The 17876-nt window shown below is 61.9% G+C and carries 13 protein-coding genes; 8 read left to right on the top strand and 5 right to left on the bottom strand.

Annotation, left to right across the window (positions count from 1 at the left end):
• Positions 1-3 precede the first annotated feature (3 nt).
• The 5 genes from ACYZT4_RS10275 (at position 4) to ycaC (ending at position 4585) form a co-directional block, all read left to right on the top strand.
• Positions 4-924: a LysR family transcriptional regulator gene (locus ACYZT4_RS10275; RefSeq protein WP_461987470.1), complete on the top strand. Its 921-nt coding sequence runs from the start codon at positions 4-6 to the stop codon at positions 922-924.
• A gap of 131 nt (positions 925-1055) precedes the next feature.
• Positions 1056-1472 (top strand): DoxX family protein, encoded by a 417-nt coding sequence (locus ACYZT4_RS10270; RefSeq protein WP_461987468.1) that lies wholly within the window; start codon positions 1056-1058, stop codon positions 1470-1472.
• Positions 1465-2055, top strand: a complete 591-nt coding sequence (locus ACYZT4_RS10265; protein ID WP_461987466.1) for an antibiotic biosynthesis monooxygenase — start codon at positions 1465-1467, stop codon at positions 2053-2055. Before ACYZT4_RS10270 ends, ACYZT4_RS10265 begins: the two co-directional genes overlap by 8 nt.
• A complete protein-coding gene (locus tag ACYZT4_RS10260; RefSeq protein ID WP_461987464.1) occupies positions 2052-3890 on the top strand; it encodes an amidohydrolase in 1839 nt (612 codons plus the stop codon). Before ACYZT4_RS10265 ends, ACYZT4_RS10260 begins: the two co-directional genes overlap by 4 nt.
• A gap of 68 nt (positions 3891-3958) precedes the next feature.
• The gene (ycaC, locus tag ACYZT4_RS10255) at positions 3959-4585 is read left to right on the top strand and encodes an isochorismate family cysteine hydrolase YcaC (RefSeq protein ID WP_123434523.1); all 627 of its coding nucleotides are present in this window, start codon (positions 3959-3961) and stop codon (positions 4583-4585) included.
• A 118-nt stretch (positions 4586-4703) separates the two neighbouring features.
• Here the strand turns inward: ycaC and ACYZT4_RS10250 are convergent, their stop codons facing one another.
• Both ACYZT4_RS10250 and ACYZT4_RS10245 read right to left on the bottom strand, forming a co-directional pair.
• Positions 4704-6137, bottom strand: coding sequence for a mechanosensitive ion channel domain-containing protein (locus tag ACYZT4_RS10250; protein WP_461987462.1), 1434 nt, complete (start codon positions 6135-6137; stop codon positions 4704-4706).
• A 169-nt stretch (positions 6138-6306) separates the two neighbouring features.
• Positions 6307-7326 (bottom strand): alpha/beta hydrolase, encoded by a 1020-nt coding sequence (locus ACYZT4_RS10245; protein ID WP_461987460.1) that lies wholly within the window; start codon positions 7324-7326, stop codon positions 6307-6309.
• Positions 7327-7488: 162 nt separating this feature from the next.
• Here ACYZT4_RS10245 and ACYZT4_RS10240 point away from each other — a divergent pair, with 162 nt between their 5' ends.
• Positions 7489-8385 (top strand): LysR family transcriptional regulator, encoded by an 897-nt coding sequence (locus tag ACYZT4_RS10240; RefSeq protein ID WP_461987458.1) that lies wholly within the window; start codon positions 7489-7491, stop codon positions 8383-8385.
• Positions 8386-8523: 138 nt separating this feature from the next.
• On the opposite strand, the gene ACYZT4_RS10235 is transcribed toward ACYZT4_RS10240, so the two are convergent.
• The 3 genes from ACYZT4_RS10235 to gspG all read right to left on the bottom strand — a co-directional run bounded on the left by ACYZT4_RS10235 (position 8524) and on the right by gspG (position 10935).
• The gene (locus ACYZT4_RS10235; protein WP_461987456.1) at positions 8524-9135 is read right to left on the bottom strand and encodes a hypothetical protein; all 612 of its coding nucleotides are present in this window, start codon (positions 9133-9135) and stop codon (positions 8524-8526) included.
• Positions 9136-9285: 150 nt separating this feature from the next.
• On the bottom strand, positions 9286-10473 hold the full coding sequence (locus ACYZT4_RS10230; RefSeq protein WP_461987454.1) for a type II secretion system F family protein: 1188 nt from the start codon (positions 10471-10473) through the stop codon (positions 9286-9288).
• Between the two features lie 12 nt (positions 10474-10485).
• The gene (gene gspG, locus ACYZT4_RS10225) at positions 10486-10935 is read right to left on the bottom strand and encodes a type II secretion system major pseudopilin GspG (protein WP_461987453.1); all 450 of its coding nucleotides are present in this window, start codon (positions 10933-10935) and stop codon (positions 10486-10488) included.
• 196 nt (positions 10936-11131) lie between these two features.
• Between gspG and ACYZT4_RS10220 the strand changes: the two genes are divergently transcribed.
• A complete protein-coding gene (locus ACYZT4_RS10220) occupies positions 11132-11740 on the top strand; it encodes a lytic transglycosylase domain-containing protein (protein WP_461987451.1) in 609 nt (202 codons plus the stop codon).
• A gap of 250 nt (positions 11741-11990) precedes the next feature.
• The gene (gene mnxG / locus ACYZT4_RS10215) at positions 11991-17807 is read left to right on the top strand and encodes a manganese-oxidizing multicopper oxidase MnxG (protein WP_461987449.1); all 5817 of its coding nucleotides are present in this window, start codon (positions 11991-11993) and stop codon (positions 17805-17807) included.
• Positions 17808-17876 lie beyond the last annotated feature (69 nt).

Genomic DNA, 17876 nt, shown 5'->3' with positions numbered 1-17876 from the left:
CCTATGAACCGTAACGATCTGCGCCGCGTCGACATGAACCTGCTGGTGATTTTCGAAGCATTGATGTTCGAAAAAAACCTGACTCGTGTTGCTGAAAAGCTGTTCATGGGCCAACCGGCGGTGAGTGCGGCGCTGGGGCGGTTAAGGGATTTGTTCGACGATCCGTTGCTGTTGCGCAATGGCCGCGGCATGGAGCCGACGGCACGGGCGCTGGCGATTCTCAGGGAGTTGCAGCCAGCGATGGATGTGATTTCCGGCGCGGTGAGTCGAGCGAAGGAATTCGACCCGACGACCAGTTGCGATGTGTTTCGCATTGGCTTGTCGGACGATGCCGAGTTCGGCTTGTTTCCGCCGTTGCTGCGGCAGCTGCAAGAGGAGGCGCCGGGGATCGTGGTGGTGGTGCGTCGCGCCAACTATCTTTTGATGCCGGCGTTGCTGGCGTCGGGAGAAATTTCAGTGGGGGTGAGCTACACCACGGATTTGCCGGCGAATGCCAAGTGCAAGAAATTGCGCGACATCCCCTGCAAGGTGCTGCGCGGGGACAAGCGGCCGGGCTTGCTGACGCTGGATGAATTCTGTGAGCGGCCGCATGCGATGGTGTCGTTCTCCGGGGATTTGAGCGGCAATATTGATCTGGACCTGGCCAAGGTGGGGCGCAGTCGTCGAGTGGTCCTGGGCGTGCCGCAGTTCAGTGGATTGCGTGCATTGCTTGCGGGCACCGAGATGATTGCCACTGTGCCGGATTATGCGGCGTGTGCGCTGGTCGAGGGTTGTGCGTTGCGTGCTGAGGATCCGCCGTTTCCCATCGAAGCGGCGCAGCTTTCGATGGCGTGGAGCGGGGTGCATGACAACGATCCGGCAGAGCGCTGGTTGCGGTCGCGGATCAGCGAGTTCATGTCCCGTCCTCTGCCTTTGGCGGGTTAAGCGCGGCGGCCTTCGCGCCGACGCCAACAAAAAGAGCACGTACATCCAATTTCCCCCACCTTCCTCCCTGCATTATCGAATGACGTCCCGGCGCACTGACGCCGGTGGTTTTTCATTTGTGCAGGTAGCCCATGAACGTTTCTCGATGGGATCAACGGGCTCAGGATATCGGGCTGTTTTTTTTGCGGGTCAGCGGTGGTTTGTTTCTGCTGTGGGTGCATGGTTTGCCGAAGCTGCTTAACTACGGCGCTCAACTGCAAGTCATTGAAGACCCTTTCCACCTCGGCGCGAACGTCACGCTGATGCTGGCGATTTTTGCCGAAGTGCTCTGCCCTTTGCTGATCATCCTCGGGGTGTTTGTACGGTTGGCGTGCCTGCCGATTTTGTCGGTGCTGTTGATCGCGCTGTTGGTCGTGCACCCGCAATGGAGTGTCGATGAAGGGCAGTTCGGCTGGCTGCTGTTGATCCTGTTTACCAGCCTTCTTATCGCCGGGCCGGGACGGCTGGCGCTCAATGTCCGATTCGCCGGAGCTTTGCGTTATGCCTGAATCTCATCCTTTCGAAGAAGTCGTGACTTTGGTCATCAAGCACCGGGTCAAGGCCGGTTATGAAGTGCCGTACGAAGCCTGGTTGCGCAACATTGTCGGTATTGCCGGGCAGCAGGAAGGGCACCTGGGCGTGGATGTGATGCGCGCGAAAAACGCCGGCCTCGACATGTACACCTGCGTGCTGCGCTTTTGCTCCACCGACGCCATGCAGCGCTGGCTCGATTCGCCGCAACGCCTGGAACTGGTGAACGAAGCCACTCCGATGCTTGCCGACGGCGACCAGACCGAGGTCAATCCGGTCAATGAATTCTGGTTCGCCCCTCAGGTTGAAACCAGTTCGCCGCCGCCGCGCTGGAAGCAGGCTGTGGTGACGCTGCTGGTGATTTTGCCGCACACCCTGCTGGTGCCGCTGATCTGGGGCCCGTTGCTGCGGCTCAACGCGTTGCTCTCCAATTACGTGGTCGCCACGTTCCTGATTACGCTGACCATCGTCGTGTCGGTGGTGTACCTGTTCATGCCGATGGCGACGCGTCTGTTCGCGCCTTGGCTGTCCCTTTCCACTCAGCCCAAGGAAACGCGATGAACGCCGATCTGATTTTGTTCAATGGCCAGTTTCATACCGTTGACCGTGAAAACCCGCGCGCCAGTGCTGTCGCCATCAGCGAGGGTCGTTTCGTCGCGGTCGGCACCGATGCCGAAGCCATGGCCCTGCGCGGCTCCGGCACCCAGGTTGTCGACCTCAAGGGCCGCTGCGTCATCCCCGGCCTCAACGACTCGCACCTGCACCTGATTCGTGGCGGTTTGAACTACAACCTCGAACTGCGCTGGGAAGGTGTGCCGTCGGTGGTCGATGCGTTGCGCATGCTCAAGGATCAGGCCGACCGCACACCCACCCCGCAATGGGTCCGCGTGGTCGGTGGCTGGAACGAATTCCAGTTCGCCGAAAAACGTATGCCGACCCTCGAAGAGCTCAACCAGGCCGCGCCGGATACGCCGGTGTTCGTGCTGCACTTGTACGACCGCGCCTTGCTCAATCGCGCGGCGTTGCGCGTGGCCGGTTACACCCGCAACACGCCGAACCCGCCGGGTGGCGAGATCGTCCGCGACTCCAATGGCGAGCCGACCGGCATGCTGGTGGCGCGTCCCAACGCGATGATTCTGTACTCGACGCTGGCCAAGGGGCCGAAGTTGCCGCTGGAATACCAGGTCAACTCGACCCGCCAGTTCATGCGTGAACTCAACCGCCTCGGCCTCACCAGTGCCATCGATGCCGGCGGCGGTTTCCAGAATTATCCGGACGACTACCAGGTGATCGAGCAGTTGGCCAAGGATCAGCAACTGACGATCCGTATCGCCTACAACCTGTTCACCCAGAAGCCAAAAGAAGAGCTGACCGACTTCAAGAACTGGACCAGCAGCGTGACCCTGCATCAGGGCGACGATTACCTGCGGCACAACGGCGCCGGGGAAATGCTGGTGTTCTCGGCCGCGGATTTCGAAGACTTCCTCGAACCACGCCCGGACCTGCCGCAAACCATGGAAGATGAGCTGGAGCCGGTGGTTCGGCATCTCGTCGAGCAGCGCTGGCCGTTCCGTTTGCACGCCACCTACAACGAATCCATCAGCCGCATGCTCGACGTGTTCGAGAAGGTCAACCGCGACATTCCATTCAACGGTCTGCCGTGGTTTTTCGACCACGCCGAAACCATCACCCCGCAGAACATCGAGCGGGTGAGGGCGCTGGGCGGCGGCATCGCGATTCAGGATCGGATGGCGTTTCAGGGCGAATATTTCGTCGAGCGTTACGGCGCCAAAGCCGCCGAAGCGACACCGCCGATCAAACGCATGCTCGCTGAAGGCGTGCCGGTCGGCGCCGGTACCGACGCCACGCGTGTGTCGAGCTACAATCCATGGACCTCGTTGTACTGGATGGTCAGCGGCCGTACCGTCGGTGGCCTGGAGTTGCACGCTGAAGGTCTTTCGCGGCAGACCGCGCTGGAACTGTTCACCCATGGCAGCGCCTGGTTCTCTTCTGAGCAGGGCAAGAAAGGCATGATCAAGGTCGGCCAATTGGCTGACGTCGCGGCCCTGAGCGCGGACTTTTTCAGCGTTGACGAAGAGGCGATCAAATGGATCGAGTCGGTGTTGACCGTGGTCGGCGGCAAGGTGGTGTACGCCGCCGGGGATTTCGAAAAACTCGGGCCGGCCAGTGTGCCGGTGCTGCCGGACTGGTCGCCGGTGGTCAAGGTGCCCGGTCACTGGCGTCCGACCTCGCCGATGCAGGCGCAGGTTCACCATTGCAGCGGGCCGTGCGCCGTGCATTCCCACAGCCATGAAAAGGCGCGCTTGTCGAATGCGCCGGTCAGCGATTTTGCGGGATTCTGGGGCGCCTTCGGCTGCTCGTGCTTCGCGTTCTGACGATCACAAAAAAGTGCCGGCATGTGTGCCGGCGCCTTACGTAATACCCATCCATCAAGGAGTTTCACATGAGCAACGTTCCTTACAAACGCCTGAACAAAGACGATGCCGTTGTCCTGTTGGTCGATCACCAGACCGGTCTGATATCGCTGGTACAGGATTTCTCGCCGAACGAATTCAAGAACAACGTGCTGGCGCTGGCCGACCTGGCCAAGTTTTTCAAACTGCCAACCATCCTAACCACCAGCTTCGAAAACGGCCCGAACGGCCCGATGGTTCCGGAGCTCAAGGAACTGTTCCCGGACGCGCCGTACATTCCGCGCCCAGGCCAGATCAACGCCTGGGACAATGAAGATTTCGTCAAGGCCGTCAAGGCCACCGGCCGCAAGCAACTGATCATCGCCGGTGTGGTAACGGACGTTTGCGTGACGTTCCCAACGCTGTCGGCATTGGCCGAAGGCTTTGAAGTGTTCGTGGTGACCGACGCTTCGGGCACCTTCAACGAAACCGTGCAGCAAGCGGCCTGGGCGCGCATGGCGGCGGCCGGTGCGCAACTGGTCAACTGGTTCTCGGTGGCCTGCGAGCTGCAGGGCGACTGGCGCAACGACATGGAAGGCCTGGCAAACCTGCTGTCGCCGCGCATTCCGAACTATCGCAACCTGATGAACAGCTATTCGGTCCTCACCTCGAAATAGTGCTTTCCCCTTAAGGAGCGAGCCTGCTCGCGATGGACTCAAGGACACCGCGTTTATCCTGGAAATACGCGTTATCGTTAACGTCCATCGCGAGCAGGCTCGCCCCTAGAGGTCCTGGTTATGCCTGGCGGTTTTGCAACCAGCTTAGAAATCCTCCTTTCTTGATCGGCACCGGTTTGGCCAACACCGCCAACCGGCTGTTCTGCTGCCGCACTGCCTGCAACTTGTTCAACGCCCGAGCGACTTCTACCTGCTGTTCCATGCAATGGCGGGTCAGGGATTTGTCGATCCGGTAAATGATGCACGACGTCAGCGTGGTGAAGGTCACCTGCGACGGTGTATCGGTGAGGATGCTCTGTTCACCCATCACCTCGCTCGGCCCCATGCGACCGGCCTCGGTTTGCCCGGCACCGTCGGGCACTGTCGCGCTGACCACCCCGGTGGCGATGACCATCAGGCTGTCCGGCACTTCCCCCAGTTCCAGCACCACCTGGCCGGCTGCGTACTGTTGCGCGACCATTGACCGGGCCATCTCATCGCGTTGATCTTCGCTCAGCGAACGGAAGATCTTCACTTCGTCGAGCAAGGCCCGCGCACGGGTGGTCGGTTCTATCACGCCGTCGAGCTGACGGGAAATGCCCGCTGCTTCGAGGTGCCGGTGAGCCAGGTCGAACAGCTGATTGCGCACTTCGCCTTTTCTGCTCAGCTCGGCGATAAACCCACTGGCGACGTACTCGGACATGGTTTCCCCAGCCTCTTTCAGCACGACTTTCGGCGCCGGGTTAAGCAACAAACTGCTGCTGCCCTGAAGTGTGCGATCCAGGGCATCCAACACCCGACGCGGGCGGATATGGTTGGGCACCTGAATGCTGATCGACACGCCATGCATGTTGTTCGGTCGGCTCAGGTTGACGATCTTGGCCTTGGCCGCCACCGAGTTCGGCACCACGGCGGTGCTGCCGGCGCTGGTCAGCATGTGCGTGGCGCGCCAATCGATGTCGAGCACCTTGCCCTCGACGCCGTCGATCATGATCCAGTCATCCACCTGATACGGCTTGGTGGTGTTGAGCACGATCCCGGAAAACACATCGCTCAAGGTGCTTTGCAACGCCAGACCGACGACGATCGCCACCACCCCGGACGTCGCCAGCAAACCTTTCACCGGCAACTCCAGCACGTAACCGGCGGCGGCGACGATGGCGATCAGGAACACCAGCGCGCCAATCACATCTTGCAGCAACCGGCCGCTGTGACCGATCCGACGCATCAGCACCAGGCCGATGACTTCGGTGAGCACGCGGGCGGCGTACAGCCACCAGAGAATCCCCAGCGCCGTGGCGCCCAGTTGTGCCACGCGGTCATCGGCAAACAGCGGTGCCTGCAGCGGGCTGACGCCGGCGTTGATGATGATCGCGCTGAACATCACGAACAGCGCCAGACGCACACCGACCCGGGTCACCCGATGCCTGAACGGCGCGACGTGCCAGAGCACCGCGTCGATCACCAGCAGCAGGGCACTCCAGGACAGCAGATGATCGAGGACGAAAGACATGTTTGGAGAACTCCGGGCTTGGTTTTTGTAGCAGCTGTCGAGCTTGCGAGGCTGCGTTCGAGGACGAAGTCCTCGCAGACCTTGGCGACTGCTGCGCAGCCGAACACAGAGCTGCTACCTAAGCAAAAAGCGCCTCGCCACACAGTGCTGTGTGGAGAGGCGAGGGGGCTTATTTCAGATGCGTCTTGAGTTCCAGGGCCGCCTGACGCACCGCCGCTTGCACTTCCGGAATCTGGCTCAGCGGGTTCAGCAGGCCGAAGTCGTGGATCATGCCGTTGTAGCGCACCGCCGTCACCGGCACACCGGCCGCGTCGAGGTGGCGGGCATAGGCTTCGCCTTCGTCGCGCAGCACGTCGAACTCGGCGGTCTGCACCAAGGCGGCCGGCAAGCCTTTGAGCTGTTCGGCGCTGGCTTGCAACGGCGAAGCATGGATCTGCGCACGCTCGGCCGGGTTGGTGGTGTAGTTGTCCCAGAACCAATTCATCATGCCTTTGGTGAGGAAGTGACCCTCGGCAAATTGCTGGTACGAACCCGTGTCGAACTGCGCGTTGGTCACCGGCCACATCAACAGCTGAAAGCGCAGTGCCGGGGTTTTCTGTTCCTTGGCCATCAACGCCACGACCGCGGCCATGTTGCCGCCGACACTGTTGCCGGCCACCGCGAGGCGCTTGCCATCGACGCCGATCTCCTTGCCATGCTCGGCCACCCAGCGGGTTGCGGCGTAGGCCTGGTTGATCGCGGTCGGGTAGTGCGCTTCCGGCGACGGCGTGTAATCGACATACACCGCGACGGCGCCGGAGCTGACCACCAGGTCGTGGATCAGGCGTTGGTGAGTCGGGTAATCGCCCAACACCCAACCGCCACCATGGAAGAACATGAACACCGGCAACTCACCCTTGACCTTGGCCGGCCGCACGATTTTCAGGTTGACGGTTTGACCGTCGACCTTGATTGCACGGTCGCTGACGTCCACACCCGACAGATCCACCTTCACCGAATTCTGCGCGCCGGTCAGAATCGCTCGGGCGTCTTTCGGGCTCAGTTGTTCAAGCGGCTTGCCACCACCGGCGGCGAGCGCTTCGAGGAAGGCTTGGGTGTTGTGTTCGACACCCGGGCTGCCCGCGGCAAATACGTTGCCGACGGCGAGGGCGAGGAGGGAAGCGGTCAGGGTTTTCTTGACGAGGTTCATGACAAATCCTTTTTAATTAATTAGATGTTTTTTTTACCTGAGGGTCAGGTGGCTGTTTGCACTGTGGTTCAGGCCTCAGCAACACCGTGGACACAGATTAATAGAGTGCCGCGAAGGGAAAAAGCAGCTATAAAGCGTTTAACTGTCAACCAAGGCGTGACAATGAACCCGTTCGAAGACATGCGTATTTTTTGCCAGGTCATGGAGTCCGGCAGCTTCACCTCGGCCGCCGATCAACTGGGCCTGTCGAAGCAGTTTGTCAGCCGGCGCCTGATGCAACTCGAAGAGCGCCTGGGTGTGCGCTTGCTCAACCGCTCGACGCGGCGACTGGACGTCACGCCCCTGGGCCAGAGTTACTATGAGTCGGCGCTGCGTCTGCTCAGTGAAGTCGAGCAGGTGGAGCAGGGCATCGCCGGGCAGACTACCGAGCCGCGCGGCACCATTCGCGTCAGTGCGCCGCTGTCGTTTGCGCTGGCGCATTTGGGGTGCCTGTTGCCAGTTTTTTTGCAGCGTTTTCGCGATGTCACCGTGGAAGTGGACTTGAGCGATCGCCCGGTGGATTTGCTCAGCGAGGGTTACGACCTGGCGTTGCGCATCGGCGTTTTGGAAGACTCGACGCTGATTGCCCGGCGCATCGCTTCGATCCAGCGGGTGTATTGCGCCAGCCCGGCGTACCTGGCGGAGCATGGAACGCCACTTAAACCCGAGGACTTGCACACGCACGACTGCCTGCCTTACGGCCATGGCCGTCAGGTGCAGTGGCGTTTTGCGGGGCAGGGCAAGCCGCTGGTGGTCAATGTCACCGGGCGGATGCGGGTCAACAACGGGGAGTTGCTCAAGGATGCGGCGATAGCCGGGTTGGGGATCACGTATTTGCCGACCTTTATTGTCGGGGCGGCGTTGAAGGATGGGCGATTGGTGTCGGTGCTGGACGCGTTTCGCACCGAGCCGCTGACGTTGTCGGCGGTGTACCCGCAGCATCGCCAGAGTTCGCGACCGGTGCAGGCGTTGGTCGAGTTTTTACGCGAGCGGCTGGATCAGGCTGAAGACATTTTATAAGGCCCACGCGGTCCCTGTAGGAGCGAGCCTGCTCGCGATAGCGGTGTGTCATTCGACATTCATGTTATCTGACACACCGCTATCGCGAGCAGGCTCACTCCTACAATGGACTCGTGGTGGTCCCGAGATCAGGGGTGATCAGGACCTTTTGTCATCGCCCGGCTCGCCACCGACATGCACGCCATGGTCGTCGCCGATTTCACCGGCGTGATGCACGCCTTGGTTATGACCTACTTCACCGGCGTTATGAACACCGTGGTCGTCGCCAATTTCGCCGGCATGATGAACGCCTTGGTTATGACCTACTTCACCGGCGTTATGAACGCCGTGATCGTCACCCGCTTCGGAATGGGTGCCGCTACGCCCGGACGATGCGCTGTCCCCGGAGTGTCCCGAGCCATTGTCGCCGCCACTGTGACCGCTGCCGCTGTTACCGCCGCTGCCACTGTTGCCGCCACTGCCGTTTCCACCATGACTGCCGCCATTGCCGCCGCCACCGCTTCCACCGCCGCCGCCACCACCGTTGCCGCCTCCTCCACCACCACCAGAGCCACCGCCACCACCTCCGCCACCAGAACCGCCGCCACCTCCGCCCCCACCACCGCCACCACCAGAGCCGCCGCCGCCACCACCGCTACCATCCTTGGCCTGTGCGCTCGATACCCCGGACAGGCTGTCCGGAATCAATACGGTAGACGCCGACAGAACTGCGCCAATCGCTACTGCCAATAAAAGCTTGTTGATGTGCATGTCGTTCTCCGTCTTTCTTATTCAGGTTGGAACGTAGATGAACACTGCAACGTGCTGATCGATTCAGTGGGTGAACACCGCAACTTCACGGTTTATTCGGTGGCCATGTCGCCAGGCGATGAAAGGTACAACTCGACTCTATTCAGAAGGTCAGTGGATGCTCGAGGCCAGTTCGAAGATCGGCATGTACATCAGGATCACGATGACCCCGATCAGCAGGCCGATGAAGGTCATGAGCAAGGGCTCGAACAGGCGCACGAACCATTCGATCCAGCGGCTGATTTCTTCGTCGTAGAAGTCCGCGCTGCGTTCCATCATTTGCCCGAGGTTGCCGGACTGCTCGCCCGCGCGCAGCAAGCGCAATGACACCGGGGTGACCAGGTGGTTGAGTTCCAGCGCGGTCGACAGCGATTGCCCTTCGTTGACCCGTGCACAAGCCTGATCCAGGCGGGAGCGCGAGGCGACGGTGAGCAGGCCGCGGACCATGCCCATGGCGGTGACGAGGGGGATGCCGCCTTGCAGCAGAATCCCCAGCGAGCGGTAGAAGCGCGCCAGTTCGTACATGAAGATGCGTTGGTGGACCGCAGGCAGCTTTTCGATCACCCGGTCCACGCCCCGGCGAAAAGCCGGTTGGCGTTGCAGGAACGTCAGGGTGACGATGATCGCCGCCAGTCCGCCGAAGAATTCCAGCTGGTGGTTATGCAGGAACATCCCGCTGCTCATCAGGATTTGTGAGAGCCACGGCAGGTCGGAGCCCAGGCCTTCGAACACCAGGCTGAAACGCGGCACCACATAGCCCATGAGGAACAGCACTACGCCACCGCCCACTACCAGCAACAGCAGCGGGTAGATCGACGCGCTGATGATCTTTTGCCGCACCTCGTCCATGCGCTGGCGATAGCTGACGTAGCGGCCCAGGGCATCGCCCACGGCGCCGGTCTTTTCGCTGGACTGTACCAGTGCGACGTACAGCGGCGGGAATACCGCCGACAGTTGTGCCAGTGCCTGGGAAAAGGATTTGCCCTCGTACAGCAGGCGCACCAGTTCACTCAAGGTTTTGCGCGCCTGTGGCGCGGTTTCTTTTTCCGCCAGGCTTTCCAGCGCGTCGATCAGCGGCAGGCCGGCGTTCAGCAGGGTGGTCAGTTCCTGGCTGAACAGCACCAGGTTGAACGTTTCGCGTTTGTGTAATCGCAACGCCCGCCAGTGCCGTTCAGCTTGCAGGCTGACGACCCGCAAGCCCTGGTCTTCGACGATGCGCCGGGCTTCGCTGTCGCCTTGGGCCTCGACGATCATCGACACTACGCCGGCCTTGCCCACGGCCTTGAGATGAAAGCGCATGCTCGTCTCCCGTCACTGCCAGCTGGTGACTTCGGCGTTTTCGCCTTCGCCACCGGGTTGGCCGTCCTTGCCCATGGACAGCAGATCGTATTCGCCGTTTTCACCGGGGTAGCGGTAGGTGTAGTTGCGGCCCCACGGGTCCTGCGGCAGTTTTTTCTGCAGGTACGGGCCGGTCCAGCGGGTTTCGTCGCTAGGTGCGATAACCAGCGCCTGCAAACCCTGTTCGGTCGACGGGTAGTGACCGACCTCCAGACGGTACAAGTCCAAGGCTTTGCCCAGGCCTTCGATTTGCGCCTTGGCGACCTTCACTTCGGAGCGGCCCAACTGGGCGAAATACTTCGGTGCAACGATGCCGGCGAGTAACCCGAGCACCACCAACACCACCAACAGTTCAAGCAGGGTGAACCCGCGCTGGTCTCGCGGTGAAGCGTTACGCGGGGTACGACATAGACGCTGATTCATGATGACCTCACACAGTCGGCAGAAGGGTCGCCACAGCGGCTCATGCAATTGCCATGCTCACCCCCGCGCATCGTGCTGAAACCCTTGTAATACGGGCCTTTTCGCTTTCGGCACAGTGCTTGCGTATGGCTGGTTTACTACCGGCCATTGGGGCATTACCCCCATTTTTCGGGGCCGGTCAGGGGAGGCAAAAACAATGAAAACACTCACCGCTGGACTGCTCGGTTGTGTGCTGCTGGCAGGCACAGCCCAGGCCGATGTATTCATTTCCCTGGACAGCAAGGGCAGCTACGTTCTGTCCAATGTCCACCGTCCCGGCCGGGTTTATGAACGGGTGATCCACGAGCCGGAAAAGGCCCTGGTCAGCCTTGATCAGCAGCCGCAACTGATCGCCGCCCGACCTTATGCCGAGTTGGTTTCGGCGGCCGCTACAGCCAATGAATTACCCGCCGCGCTGTTGCATGCGGTGATCCAGGCCGAGTCCCATTACGACGCCGACGCGACGTCCGCCAAAGGCGCGGGAGGGTTGATGCAATTGATGCCCGACACCGCCCGCGAGCTGGGCGTGGCCAACGTCTACGACCCCAAGGCCAACATCCAGGGCGGGGCCAAATACCTCAAACGTTTGATGACCCTGTTCGACAACGATATTGCCCTCGCCGTGGCCGCCTACAACGCCGGGCCGCAGGCGGTGCTGAGCCGGGGCGGGGTAATTCCGCCGTTCGCCGAAACCCAGCGTTATGTGCCGAGCGTGCTGCGCCAATACCGCCGCTTGCAGGGACTGGCCGTGGATGCGCCGCTGTGATGGGTGATGGGTGATGGCCCCACATGTGGGGAACAACGCCCTTCATCACAAACACCCCATTCCCTCTGTCCGCGTTTTTAGTTCGGGGCAGCCCGGAAAGTGGGGGAAGTGGGTGGGGGATTTGCCCCGAGTTGTTAAGTGGTATCTGTAACTAACTGAAAAACAACATAAACATTTATGGCATACGGATTGCTCAAGGGGTTTTTGTCGAGAGCCATTCCGGTGAGCACCCACAGCGAGGCCCGTGATCATGACCGGCATACACCACGCTCAGCATTTGGTTAACCTGCTGTTGTTTATCGCGCCGTTGCTCGGCATCGAGCTGGCTCAGGCGGCGGTTCGCTGCGAGCGCAATCTGGTGGCGAACGTCGTGGCGCTGGATCAGCCGCTGATGTTCAACCGCCTTGGCGCACAGAACGCCAACGGCATGATGTTCGCCCTGCGCCGCGACGTGGTCGATGACCATGACATGTCGCTGGCGCAGGGCGGCGCCGCAGTGCCGGGCAAGGTTTCGTTGCGGCCCGACAAACGTCCGCGTCCGCTGGTACTGCGTGTCGCCGCCGGTGATTGCCTGACCATCAACCTGCAGAACCTGCTCGCCTATCAGGCCAACCCCGGCAGCCACGGAGGCGGCGAGGCAGAAGTGGGTGAAGTGGCAATCGGCGAGGCCGAAAATTTCAAAGTCGACGAGCAGGTCACCAATCGGCACGTCGGCTTCCAGGTCAACGGCCTGCAAGCGGTCAACAGCATCGACGACATCGCTTCCTACACCGGGCGCAACCCCAACACGCTGATTGCCCCAGGCGCCAGCCGTTCCTACACGTTGTACGCCGAGCGCGAAGGTGCCTTCGCCGCCAGCAGTCGTGGCGCGACCTTCGGTGGTGAAGGTGATGCGGGCAACGTCGCCAACGGCCTGTTCGGCGAAGTGGTGGTGGTGCCCAAGGGTGGCCGCAGCTATCGCAACACCGTGACCGAAGAAGAAATGCGCCTGGCGAGTTCCGGTCGCACGCCGGCCGGTCACCCGATTGTCGATTACCAGGCGCGCTACCCGCAGCGTGAACCGTGGGTCCGTGAGGGCAAGGCCGGCACGCCGATCATCAACATGGTCGACGGCAACGAAATCATCTCCAGCGAAAGCGATGCAATTGTCATGGGCAGCAACGCCGACGGCAGCTTCCCGCCATCGACCTACCCGTTGGAGGCCATCGGCAAACGCAACCCGGCGTTGCCCAACCGCCTGGAACCGTTCCGCGATTTTGCTTCGCAGTTTCAGGACGAAACTGCCGCCACACAGGCGTTCCCGGCGTACTGGGAAGACCCGGTCATGGCCCACGTGCTGGAACCGACGCGTGACTCGTTCATGATCAACTACGGCTCCGGCGGTATGGGCGCCGAGGTGGTCGCCAACCGCTTGGGCGTCGGGCCGATGCATGACTGCCTGTCCTGCGCCTATGAAGAATTCTTCCTCAGCTCGCACACCGTCGGCGACGTGGCGATGCTGGTGGACGTGCCGGCCAACGCCGGTCTGGAAAACATTCGCCCCGGTGAAACACCTCGCGCCGATCAGGTCGGCGTCAAGGCGACCATGGCGCTGTATCCGTCCGAACCGTCCAACGTCAACCACAGCTACATTGGTGACTTCGTCAAATTCCGCAACACCCACAACGGCCACGAGCAGCACATTTTCCACCTGCACGGCCATCAGTGGTTGTTCAACCCCAATGATGACAATTCCGACTACGTGGATGCCCAAGGCATTGGTCCCGGGGCCGGCTACACCTATGAAATCGCCAATGGCGGCTCGGGCAACCGCAATCGCGTGGCCGGTGATGCTATTTATCACTGCCATTTCTACCCGCACTTCGCCCAAGGCATGTGGGCCATGTGGCGCGTCCATGACGTGTTTGAGGAAGGCACCCGACTTGAAGTATCGCAACAGGGTGCCGACGGTTATCACAGCGAGCCTTACGCCTTGCGCAGCGGCAAACCGGCTGCTGGCGCCCGGGCCTTGCCCGACGGCGAGATCATTGCCGGTACACCGATTCCGGCGGTCGTGCCGCTGCCGGGCAAAGCCATGGCGCCAATGCCGGGCAAAGTCGCGGTGGTGCCGAAAATCGGCCAGACCCTGGTGGCCGCTCAGGGTGACGGCGATGACGGCGATGACGGCGAGCAGCATGGCGGCAACGGCGGCCCCCGAGCCATCGGTTCGCTGGCGCTGGTGGATCGCAGTGAAGCCAACCGCAACGCCGATGGCAGCCTGAAAAATCCGGGCTATCCATTCTGGATCGGTGGCATGGAAACGTCGGTTGGCCAACGTCCACCGACCCCACCGCTGGACATGCTCGACGCCGCCACGGCGCAGGCCTTGAAAACCAGCGGAAATGCCTTGTGGGCCAACCTTGACCCGACGCAATCCGGTGGCTGGGATGGCGGTCTGGGGCGGCATTCGCTGGATGGTTTCTCCTCCGGCGGCGAGGCGCACACCATTACCACGTCCATGGATTTTTCCAAGGAAGTGACCCGCGCCAAGCCGATCTACATGCCGGAAGAAGGCACCGAAGTCGAACAGGCCGCCATGGCTTTCCACGCGAAAAAGGACCATCCAAGCTTCGCCGTGCTGCCGGGCAATCAAATCGTCGCGCGCGCGTTCCGTACCAATGGCGCGTTGCCGACGGCGGGCGCACCGTACTACGAACCGTGCATGGATGATCGGCAAAAACGCCTGACCAGCAGCGCCGGCACCGGCGAGTTTGCCAGTGGCGAGCGGGCCGACGGCATGTCCTTCACCGGTTCCTCGACCTTCACCGCCGACCGTCCACGGGTGTACAAAGCCGCGAACATCCAGTTCGACGCGGTGTACAACAAGGTCGGTTACCACTTCCCGCAAGCGCGCATCCTCGCACTCTGGGAAGACGCCTGGCCGGTGATCACCAAACAGCGTCCGCCAGAGCCGCTGGTGATGCGCATGAACACCTTCGACTGCGTGCAATACCAGCAAACCAACCTGGTGCCGGCCACGTACGAGATGGACGATTATCAGGTGCGCACGCCGACCGACGTGATCGGTCAGCACATTCACCTGCCGAAATGGGACCTGACCGCTGCCGATGGTTCGGCCAACGGCTGGAACTACGAAGACGGCGTGCTTTCCCCGGGGGCCGTGCAAGAGCGCATCCACGCCATTCGCGCGTTCAACCAATGCACCGCCACCGATCCGCGTGACGGCACACCAGCCTGTCCGAAAGCCAAGAATCATCCGTACTTCGGTCAGTTCGGCCGCGCCGATTGGGTCGGTGCGCGTACGGCGATGCAGCGTTGGTTTGTCGATCCGGTGGTCAACACCAAAGGCGTTGACCGTGGTCTGGGGACCATTTTCACCCACGACCACTTAGGCCCATCGACTCACCAACAAATTGGCCTTTACGCCACCGTGCTGGCTGAACCTGCGGGTTCGACCTGGTTCCATGCGGAAACCGGCGAGCCTTTGTACAGCGGCGCGCGGCAGGACGGCGGGCCGACGTCGTGGCAAGCGGTGGTCTCCACCGGCGACCTGGACGGCGACGGCAAGAACGACAGCTTTCGCGAGTTCTTCCTCGAATACAGCGACTTCCAGCACGCCTATGAAGCCGGTGTGTATGTCGGCGCTGGCCCGAATGGCGTACCGAACCCACAAGCGTTCCCGGCCACTGCCGACAGCTTCCGCTACGCGATCAATCCGCCAGTGCGCAACAACGCCAGCAGCCTGCTCGACGGGATTGTCGAAGTGCAGGGCGGCATGGTTCCTGGTTGTCCGACCCGGCCATGCCCACAGGCGATCTCGGTCGATGACCCCGGCATGTTCGTGGTCAATTACCGCAACGAACCGCTGGCCCTGCGGGTGTACGATCCGAACAGGGTCGGCCCGGATGGCAAGCGCGGCATGCAGGCCGACGGCCTCGGTGGCGACCTCGCGTACGCCCTGCAAAGCCGCACTGACCGGGCGATCCCGGCGATGAACCTGGCGCCTAACCTCGTCACCGCGGCGACCGGCCCCACCGGTGGCAGCACGTTGTTCCCGCCGCATATCAACCGGGGCGGCGCCGAACCGGGCGACCCGTTCACGCCGATGTTGCGCACCTACACCGGTGACAACGTGCGCTTGCGGGTGCATGCAGGCGGTCACGAAGAAGAGCACAACGTGACCCTGCACGGGGTGAAGTGGCTGCAAAGCGGTTCCGGTTTCGGCAACAGCAGCAACTCAGGCTGGCGCTCGTCGCAGATGATCGGGATCTCCGAACAGATGGGCTTCAATGCGCCGGTCTCGATGATTTCCAGTTCGGCGGCAACCACGGGTGATTACCTGTATTCGATGGACGCATCCATTGAAGGTTATTGGAGCGGGATCTGGGGCGTGATGCGCAATTACACGGCGCAGCGCAGCGATCTGTTCGCGCTGCCGAACAACCCGAAACCGGCCGGCATGCGCAACACCGTGGCGTTCGACGGGACCTGCCCACGGATCAGCGCCAACCCGAATGGCATCGGCACCCGGCCGACCGTGCAGCGCAACTACGAAGTGGTCGCGGCGCTGGCCAACGACATTCTGCGCAATCCGTTGAGCCTGACCCTCGGCGACCCGGCCGGCCTCGGCCAACATGTCGGCGGGCCGCTGAATCCGGCGGGCGGCACCCTGGTGTACAACTCGCGGATGGTCAACATCCCACAGGTCACCGTGACCGATCCGCAGGATGGCGAAACCATCACCATCGGCGGGCAAAGCGGGCCATTGCATGATCCGACCGCGATTCTGTATGTGCGCAAGACCGACCTCGATCCCACCACCGGCAAGCTCAAAACCGGGGTGCCGGTCGAACCGCTGGTGCTGCGCGCGGCAGCGGGGGATTGCATCAACATCACCCTGGAAAACCGTCTGCCGATGGTCATGCCGGACCTGGTCCAGACGGCGGTGATGCAGGGCATGGTCAAGCGCGATCGCAACAGCGGCCAAGGCTCGACCACGTTCAGCAACAACCTGATGCGGCCGTCCAGCCACGTCGGTTTGCACGCGCAGTTGCTGGCGTATGACATCACCAAATCCGACGGCACCAACGTCGGGGCCAACCCGATCCAGACGGTGCCACCGCGCGTCGGCAACAGCGGCGCGTACCCGACCCGCACCTATCAGTACTACGCCGGACACCTGGAGCGTGAGGGCAAACCGATCACCCAGCTGGGCCGCAGTGTCGACAACATCAACGCCACGGCGGTGGAATTCGGCGGGCTGAATTTCACCCCGGCGGACGTGATCAAGCAACCGCAGAAAGGCTTGGGCGGGGCGATGAGCATCCTGCCGATCGGCGCCACTTGGGTTGAAGATGCGCGCAAGACCAACGCGACCGTCACCGCGCCTGGGCAGGCGGTGTACCGCGACTTTGCGATGGTCTGGCAAAAAGCGTTGAACATTCGATGGGCCAATGGTCGGCCGGTGGAAGGCATTGCGGCGGAAGGCTTTGGTGTGCCGACCGATCCGCAGGACAACTCGAGCATGGCCATCAACTACAAGGCGGAGCCGCTGTGGTATCGCTTTGGCCTGGCGCCGGATGCTCCGTTCGGGCATGCCGACGGCGCGGGTTACGCCGACGTGCCCAACGCGCACATGGCCTACAGCAACGCGCTGGTGGGCGGCGATCCACAGACACCGGTGCTGTATGTGAAACCGGGGCAACCGTTCCGCACGCACATCCTGATGCCCACTGGCGGCAGTCGCGGTTCGACCTTCCAGCTCGATGGTCACGTCTGGTCGGTCAATCCGTTCCAGTCGGAGAAGAGCGACACCGGCGGTTACCCGATGTGGACGCCGGGCGTGGGCTCGGTACGGTTCGGCTACAACCCGATGTCGATGTACATCGGGGCCCACGAAAGCATTCTGCCGGCAGCGCACTTCAGCTTCATGCACCCGAGCGCCGGGGGCAGCAATGCGATACCGGGCGATTACCTGTTCCGCGACTACGCCGCGTACGGCAACACCGCCGGATTGTGGGGATTGCTGCGGGTGACCAACGAACCCGAACCAGCGCCGGCCCCTTAGGCCGCGCGGGCAACGCGGTTTCACTGTAGGAGCTGGCTTGCCAGCGATGGCGGCCCGGAGGGCGATGCA

Source organism: Pseudomonas sp. GB2N2 (assembly GCF_054897705.1).
The sequence above is the reverse complement of the archived record's forward strand: the minus strand, read 5'-3'. Positions and strand labels throughout refer to the sequence as shown.